The following is a 6,257-nucleotide window of genomic DNA, read 5'->3' on the forward strand; positions in this document are numbered from 1 at the left end:
TATGATAAAGGCGCAGCCATTATGCAGATTCCAACCAAAAATAATGGCGCCGGAGAGGGAGGCTCACGTCGATGCATATTACCGTTCAGCGTGAAAAGCTATCGAACGCCGTATCACATGTTAGCAAAGCAGTTTCTAGCAGAACTACGATTCCAATTTTGACCGGGATTAAAATCAAAACCGATGACGAAGGCTTGACACTAACAGCAAGCGATTCTGATGTGTCTATTGAAGTTCAGATCCCGCTGGAAGAAGCCGGAGAATGGGGAGTAACCGTACATCAACCTGGTAGCATTGTGTTGACTGCACGTATTTTCAGCGAAATCGTGCGCAAGCTGCCAAGCAATGAAATCGATATTCAAGTGGATGATCGTCTCGCAACCAAAATTCGTTCCGGACAAGCTGAGTTCACCATTAACGGAATGGATGCCAACGAATATCCACAATTGCCGCATCTGGAAGAAGATAAAGTCTTCAGTGTTCCCTGTGATTTACTGAAGGCAATGATTCGCCAGACGGTTTTTGGTGTTTCCACTTCCGAAATGCGCCCGATCTTGACCGGTTTAATGTGGTCGCTTGATCAAGGCAAGCTGCGTTTTGTGGCAACCGACAGCCATCGCTTGGCTAGCCGTACTGCAATGGTTGAATGCCCAGAAGATCTTTCTTTCCACAACGTGGTAGTTCCGGGTAAAAGCTGCAATGAATTGGTAAAAATATTAGATGACGACCAAAATCTCGCGGATATCGTTGTTGCGGACAACCAAATTCTTGTGAAGTCCAAGCATATCCTGTTCTATTCCCGTCTCCTGGAAGGAACCTATCCGGACACGACCAGAATTATTCCACAAGGCAGCAAAACGGAGATCACTGTGAGCACCAAGGAGTTTTTGCAATCCATCGAGCGCGCTTCCTTGCTGAGTCGCGAAGGCAAATCGAACGTAGTCAAACTCGTTACTATGCCTGATGGAACCGTCGAAATTACGTCCAATGCACCTGAGATCGGGAAAGTAACGGACATTTTGATGCCAAAAGCAATGAATGGCGAAGAATTGAAAATTTCCTTCAACGCCAAATACATGATCGATGCGCTGCGGGCAATTGATAGCCCAGAAATCAAAGCGAGCTTCAGCGGCCCGATGAGTCCCTTTGTGATTCGTCCGACCGATCATGACTGGATGCTCCATCTGATTTTGCCGGTTCGTACGTACTAAAATGTTTTTACGTAAAAGAAAGGAGCCAAGCCATGCGTGAGGTTTCCATTAGCACAGACTATATTGCTCTCGGCCAATTTTTGAAGCTGGCTGAAATCATTGACACGGGGGGAATGGCCAAAGCTTTTTTGGCTGAGGTTCCGATCCAAATTAATGGAGAGCTGGACAACAGACGTGGACGCAAGCTATATCCTGGCGATGAAGTGGCGATTGAAGGCTATGGTCGCTATCAAGTGGTACGCCCCTGAGAGGAGAGCGTGATTCTTGTTTCTCAAGAACCTGTCGCTAACCAACTATCGCAACTACGAAACGATGTCCCTGTCGTTTGACGGTCCCATTCAGTTATTTATTGGCAACAACGCTCAAGGGAAAACGAATGCTCTCGAATCGATCTATGTTTTGGCACTGGCCAAATCCCACCGAACGCCTCGTGACAAGGAGCTCATTTCCTGGGATGCCGATTATGCCACGATCCGTAGCGATGTTCTTCGTCGCTACGGTTCTGTTCGTTTAGAGCTGCAGTTGACAACCAAGGGAAAGCGGGCCAAAATCAACGGAATGGAACAGCAGAAGCTGAGCGCCTATGTGGGGGCATTGAATGTCGTCATGTTTGCACCCGAGGATCTTTCCATTGTCAAAGGCGCACCTGCCCAGCGCAGACGCTTCATCGATATGGAAATCGGTCAGGTTTCACCTACGTATCTTTATTATTTAAGCAATTACAACAAAGTGCTGGCCCAGCGAAATCAGCTTTTAAAGGATTTGGCCATGAAAAAAAGTAACTCGCTGGAAATGCTGGCAATTTGGAATACCCAATTAGCCGATTTAGCGGTAAAATTGTTACGGAAGCGTTTTGAGTTCATTCGGAAGCTGGAGACGTGGGCACAGGAAATCCACACCGGCATCACCGATGGCAGGGAAAGACTTTCTTTGCATTACGTTAACTCATCGCCCGTTACAGAAGAGATGACGATAGATCAGGCTGTAGATAAAATGCTTGCTGCCTACGAAGAGGTTCGCGACCGGGAAATCATGCGGGGGAGCACCCTTATTGGGCCACACCGTGATGATTTTTCACTTAAAGTGAACAACATGGATGTGCAAACGTATGGTTCCCAGGGACAGCAACGCACCAGTGCGCTGTCCATTAAATTGGCCGAAATTGAGCTGATTAAAGAAGAAGTGGGAGAATACCCGGTTCTGTTGTTGGATGATGTCTTGTCAGAGTTGGATGAACATCGGCAAACATTGCTGCTCGAAACCATTCAGGATCGAGTACAGACGTTTGTAAGTACCACAGGTGTGGAAGGCTTAAAGCATCAGGTTCTCCAGCAAGCCTCTCGTTTTTACGTGAGGGAAGGGAAAATCTCCGGAGAAAGGTAGGGGATACAGGGATGTTTATTCACATTGGTGGAGATACTGTGGTGAGCACGAAGGAAGTTATTTCCATCCTCGATCATCAGACTGTGAAATCCTCAAAAATCAATAAAGCGTTCTTACTCGAAAAAAGTAAGACAGTTGTTGACCATAGCGAGGAAGAAACGAAGTCTTATGTAATCACCCAGAATGCCATTTACTGTTCACCTATTTCTTCTCTGACGCTGAAGCGACGCGCTCAGTTCGTGGACAGCTTGGATCAGTTTCCCTTTGTACAAGCTGAAGTGGAGGAGTTGACAGAGTAGTGGATCAAGTGACGACGAAAGATACAAACTACGATGCGAGTCAGATTCAGGTACTGGAAGGGTTAGAGGCAGTTCGGAAACGTCCCGGCATGTACATCGGGTCGACCAGCAGCCGGGGTTTGCATCACCTGGTATGGGAGATTGTCGACAATGCCATTGACGAGGCGTTAGCCGGTTATTGCGACGAGATCTTGGTGGTCATTCATCCAGACAACTCCGTATCTGTAACCGATAACGGTCGAGGAATCCCGACTGGCATTCATGAAAAAACCGGGAAGTCCACTGTTGAAACCGTTTTGACTGTATTGCACGCCGGTGGTAAATTCGGCGGTGGCGGATACAAAGTGTCCGGCGGTCTTCACGGGGTAGGTAGCTCGGTAGTGAACGCGCTATCCGAATGGATGGAAGTCGAGGTTAAACAAAATAATCAGGTATACTACATGCGCTTTAAAGTAGGCGCACCGGATGCCGATCTTGCTGTTGTGGGCGAGACCGAAGAGACGGGAACAAAAGTTACCTTCAAGCCCGACCCGACTATTTTTACCGAAACAACGGTATTTGAGTACGAGATTTTGCAAAAACGTATTCGCGAGCTGGCGTTCCTGAACAAAGGGTTGCGCATCACGCTGAAGGATACGCGCCCAGATCATGAGAAGGAAGAGTCCTTCCACTACGAGGGCGGTATCATCCAGTTCGTAGAATACTTGAATAAAAACCGGGAAGCCCTGCATGATGATGTGATTTATTGCGAAGGGGAAAAAGAAGGTCTTGTCGTGGAGGTTGCCCTTCAGTACAACGACAGCTACGTGAGCAACATCTACTCTTTTGCCAATAACATCAACACGCATGAGGGCGGGACTCACGAAACCGGATTTAAAACGGCTCTTACGCGTGTTATCAACGACTACAGCCGCAAGTTTAACTTCCTGAAGGAAAAGGATCCGAATCTTTCCGGGGACGATGTGCGTGAAGGCATTACCGCGATTATCTCCGTAAAAATTCAAGAGCCTCAGTTCGAAGGACAAACAAAAACGAAGCTGGGCAACTCGGAAGCGCGTAGCATTACCGAGTCTGTCTTCGGTGACCGTTTTAACACCTTCATGGAAGAAAACCCGGGTGTAGCCAAAAAAGTTGTGGAAAAAGCGCTCATGGCATCTCGTGCCCGTGAGGCAGCTCGTAAAGCACGTGAAATGACTCGTCGCAAGAGTGCGCTGGAAGTAAGTGCTTTGCCGGGTAAACTGGCGGATTGCTCTTCCAAGGACGCATCCGAATCTGAACTGTTCATTGTAGAGGGTGACTCTGCGGGCGGTTCTGCGAAGATGGGACGCGATCGTCATTTCCAAGCTATTCTTCCTCTTCGCGGGAAGGTATTGAACGTAGAAAAAGCGCGTCTGGACAAAATTCTCGGCAACAACGAGATCCGTGCCATTATTACGGCTTTGGGAACGGGTGTTGGCGAAGATTTTGATATTACAAAGGCACGCTACCACAAAGTCGTTATTATGACGGACGCCGACGTCGACGGATCGCATATTCGTACGCTTTTGCTGACGTTCTTCTTCCGTTACATGAAACAGTTGATTGAAGCGGGGTATATTTATATTGCGCAGCCGCCTCTCTACAGCATCAAGCAAGGGAAGACGCTGCATTATGCTTATACTGACAGGCAGCGTGATGAGGTTCTCGCTACCTTAAAGGCTCAACCGAAGCCGAACGTCCAACGCTATAAAGGACTAGGTGAGATGAACGCCGATCAATTGTGGGAGACTACAATGGACCCAGAAGTCCGTACGTTGCTTCAGGTAGATCTTGAGGATGCTATGGATGCCGATATGGTGTTTGAGACGCTGATGGGTGACGAAGTAGAGCCTCGCAGGGAGTTTATTGAGCAATACGCGGCAAATGTACGCGATCTAGATATTTAAATTGGGAACGAAGAAAAAGCTTGTCCTTTACCGGGCAAGCTTTTTCTTAATGAAAATATAAAAATACATTTGAAATATACGATGAACATGACTTATAATAGATTTTGCTTTTGTTAACCTCGTCTTTCACAAAAAAGTTCACCCACACAATAAAAAAAATCAAATTTTCTATTGCAATGAACTTGAAAGTGTGATAGATTAAAGTTCCGGAAGTAATTACGGGCCTATAGCTCAGTTGGTTAGAGCGCACGCCTGATAAGCGTGAGGTCGGCTGTTCGAGTCAGCCTAGGCCCACCACTTACATAACTGACATGACAAAGCGTGTCACGGAAGCGTTAGGATGGGGCTGTAGCTCAGTTGGGAGAGCGCCTGCCTTGCAAGCAGGAGGTCATCGGTTCGATCCCGTTCAGCTCCACCATTCTAAAACACTATTATTCCTCGGTAGCTCAGTTGGTAGAGCAATCGGCTGTTAACCGATCGGTCGGCGGTTCGAGTCCGTCCCGAGGAGCCATTCAAATGGCCCGTTGGTGAAGCGGTTTAACACAGCAGCCTTTCACGCTGTCATTCAGGGGTTCGAATCCCCTACGGGTCACCTAGCAAAACGTCCTGCTATCGCAGGAGTTCTGGAGGCTTAGCTCAGCTGGGAGAGCATCTGCCTTACAAGCAGAGGGTCGGCGGTTCGATCCCGTCAGCCTCCACCACTTTTAACAACTGAATGTTTTACATGGAGCTGTGGTGAAGTTGGAGTTCACGCCGGTCTGTCACACCGGAGGTCGCGGGTTCGAGTCCCGTCAGCTCCGCCATTTTTCTCAAGCGATGGCGAAACAATTACGCTTGAGGCTCGGTAGCTCAGTCGGTAGAGCAGAGGACTGAAAATCCTCGTGTCGGCGGTTCGATTCCGTCCCGAGCCACCATTTATACAAAACACGCCGGTATAGCTCAATTGGTAGAGCACCTGACTTGTAATCAGGGGGTTGTGGGTTCAAGTCCTATTGCCGGCACCACTTTTTCTTTGAAAGTTGAATAAGCTTTGCTTTTGAAGGACAAGCTTGGGGAGATAGTGAAGTGGCTAAACACGGCAGACTGTAAATCTGCTCCCTCCGGGTTCGGCGGTTCGAATCCGTCTCTCCCCACCATCTTTACTTCATGGCTATTGGGGTATAGCCAAGCGGTAAGGCAACGGACTTTGACTCCGTCATTCCTAGGTTCAAATCCTAGTACCCCAGCCATTTTTCGAGAGCCATTAGCTCAGTTGGTAGAGCATCTGACTTTTAATCAGAGGGTCGAAGGTTCGAGTCCTTCATGGCTCACCAGTTTTTAAAAAGCGAGAGATTGAATGTCATATGCGGTCGTGGCGGAATTGGCAGACGCGCTAGATTCAGGTTCTAGTGGTGGCAACACCGTGGAGGTTCAAGTCCTCTCGACCGCACCAACAAATA

General features: G+C 48.1%; 5 protein-coding genes and 12 tRNA genes. All 17 read left to right on the top strand.

The window, feature by feature from the left end; genetic code table 11:
* The first annotated feature begins 71 nt into the window (after window positions 1-71).
* The 17 genes from dnaN to HPY31_RS07820 all read left to right on the top strand — a co-directional run bounded on the left by dnaN (window position 72) and on the right by HPY31_RS07820 (window position 6,250).
* The gene (gene dnaN / locus HPY31_RS07740) at window positions 72-1,211 is read left to right on the top strand and encodes a DNA polymerase III subunit beta (RefSeq protein WP_172139850.1); all 1,140 of its coding nucleotides are present in this window, start codon (window positions 72-74) and stop codon (window positions 1,209-1,211) included.
* A gap of 32 nt (window positions 1,212-1,243) precedes the next feature.
* The gene (gene yaaA / locus HPY31_RS07745) at window positions 1,244-1,459 is read left to right on the top strand and encodes a S4 domain-containing protein YaaA (RefSeq protein ID WP_012683786.1); all 216 of its coding nucleotides are present in this window, start codon (window positions 1,244-1,246) and stop codon (window positions 1,457-1,459) included.
* Window positions 1,460-1,475: 16 nt separating this feature from the next.
* Window positions 1,476-2,594, top strand: coding sequence for a DNA replication/repair protein RecF (gene recF, locus HPY31_RS07750; protein WP_012683787.1), 1,119 nt, complete (start codon window positions 1,476-1,478; stop codon window positions 2,592-2,594).
* Between the two features lie 11 nt (window positions 2,595-2,605).
* Complete coding sequence (gene remB, locus HPY31_RS07755) at window positions 2,606-2,893, top strand: extracellular matrix regulator RemB (RefSeq protein WP_007720118.1); 288 nt, start codon at window positions 2,606-2,608, stop codon at window positions 2,891-2,893.
* A complete protein-coding gene (gene gyrB, locus HPY31_RS07760) occupies window positions 2,893-4,818 on the top strand; it encodes a DNA topoisomerase (ATP-hydrolyzing) subunit B (protein WP_172139852.1) in 1,926 nt (641 codons plus the stop codon). The genes remB and gyrB overlap by 1 nt, the downstream gene beginning before the upstream one ends.
* 220 nt (window positions 4,819-5,038) lie before the next feature.
* Window positions 5,039-5,115: transfer RNA gene (locus tag HPY31_RS07765), tRNA-Ile, on the top strand.
* Window positions 5,116-5,160: 45 nt separating this feature from the next.
* Window positions 5,161-5,236: transfer RNA gene (locus HPY31_RS07770), tRNA-Ala, on the top strand.
* A 17-nt stretch (window positions 5,237-5,253) separates the two neighbouring features.
* A tRNA-Asn gene (locus HPY31_RS07775) sits at window positions 5,254-5,329 on the top strand.
* A 7-nt stretch (window positions 5,330-5,336) separates the two neighbouring features.
* A tRNA-Glu gene (locus tag HPY31_RS07780) sits at window positions 5,337-5,410 on the top strand.
* A gap of 33 nt (window positions 5,411-5,443) precedes the next feature.
* Window positions 5,444-5,519, top strand: a tRNA-Val gene (locus tag HPY31_RS07785).
* Between the two features lie 25 nt (window positions 5,520-5,544).
* Window positions 5,545-5,621, top strand: a tRNA-Asp gene (locus tag HPY31_RS07790).
* Between the two features lie 35 nt (window positions 5,622-5,656).
* Window positions 5,657-5,732, top strand: a tRNA-Phe gene (locus HPY31_RS07795).
* A 14-nt stretch (window positions 5,733-5,746) separates the two neighbouring features.
* Window positions 5,747-5,822, top strand: a tRNA-Thr gene (locus HPY31_RS07800).
* A gap of 47 nt (window positions 5,823-5,869) precedes the next feature.
* Window positions 5,870-5,954, top strand: a tRNA-Tyr gene (locus HPY31_RS07805).
* A gap of 18 nt (window positions 5,955-5,972) precedes the next feature.
* Window positions 5,973-6,047: transfer RNA gene (locus HPY31_RS07810), tRNA-Gln, on the top strand.
* Between the two features lie 8 nt (window positions 6,048-6,055).
* Window positions 6,056-6,131, top strand: a tRNA-Lys gene (locus HPY31_RS07815).
* A 32-nt stretch (window positions 6,132-6,163) separates the two neighbouring features.
* Window positions 6,164-6,250: transfer RNA gene (locus HPY31_RS07820), tRNA-Leu, on the top strand.
* The last annotated feature ends 7 nt before the right edge of the window (window positions 6,251-6,257 follow it).

The organism is Brevibacillus sp. HB1.3 (assembly GCF_013186635.1).
Lineage (GTDB): Bacteria > Bacillota > Bacilli > Brevibacillales > Brevibacillaceae > Brevibacillus > Brevibacillus brevis_D.

Coding starts and splice junctions, on each gene's coding strand:
- yaaA (WP_012683786.1), top strand. CDS start 1,244: ATGCGTGAGGTTTCCATTAGCACAGACTATATTGCTCTCGGCCAATTT.
- remB (WP_007720118.1), top strand. CDS start 2,606: ATGTTTATTCACATTGGTGGAGATACTGTGGTGAGCACGAAGGAAGTT.
- dnaN (WP_172139850.1), top strand. CDS start 72: ATGCATATTACCGTTCAGCGTGAAAAGCTATCGAACGCCGTATCACAT.